This is a genomic window from Bowmanella yangjiangensis (assembly GCF_017255015.1).
Classification (GTDB): domain Bacteria; phylum Pseudomonadota; class Gammaproteobacteria; order Enterobacterales; family Alteromonadaceae; genus Bowmanella; species Bowmanella yangjiangensis.
This window is the reverse complement of sequence record NZ_JAFKCS010000603.1, coordinates 1-442: the sequence shown is the minus strand read 5'-3', so window position 1 is coordinate 442 and position 442 is coordinate 1. Positions and strand designations below refer to the sequence as shown.

The window sequence follows — 442 nt, the reverse complement described above, 5'->3', positions numbered from 1 at the left end:
AGGCCCAGGATCAGCTGGTTGATCCAGCTGGAGACACCGCCGCGCACGTACGGCCAGGTACCCTCGAGCAGCAGGCAGATATCGACGTTCTGCACGTCGGGAACAGTGGTTTTCTCACTCATAGCCAGTATTTTGCCAATGCCGCGAAGGGGGGGCGTTGCAACATGTCAGCCGGCATGCTCGCCAGCATCTGCGGGATTTCGTCGTAGCGTTGCCGGCGGAAGGCGATCTCGGCCTGGTAGGGCGCCAGCTGCGCCGCGCCCGTGCCGGTCTGCGCCGCCTGCTCGAACTGGGACGAGGCTTCGTCCAGGTTGCCCAGTTCCATGGCGATACGCCCGGCCAGCAGATGCATCTCGCCACTCGGCTCGCCCTGCAGCGCCGTGCCGACATGGCTCCAGGCCTGCTGCAGCACGTGCTCGAGCACGCTGCCCTGGGCCAGGCC

2 protein-coding genes are annotated in these 442 nt (G+C 66.3%); both read right to left on the bottom strand.

What is annotated here, in order from left to right; all coding sequences use genetic code 11:
• On the bottom strand, positions 1–122 hold a 122-nt coding region (locus J0A65_RS25880; RefSeq protein WP_206597064.1), incomplete at its 3' end, for a DUF3492 domain-containing protein.
• Positions 119–442, bottom strand: a 324-nt coding sequence (locus J0A65_RS25875) for a hypothetical protein (RefSeq protein ID WP_206597063.1), incomplete at its 5' end; no start/stop codon positions are given. The genes J0A65_RS25880 and J0A65_RS25875, both read right to left, overlap by 4 nt.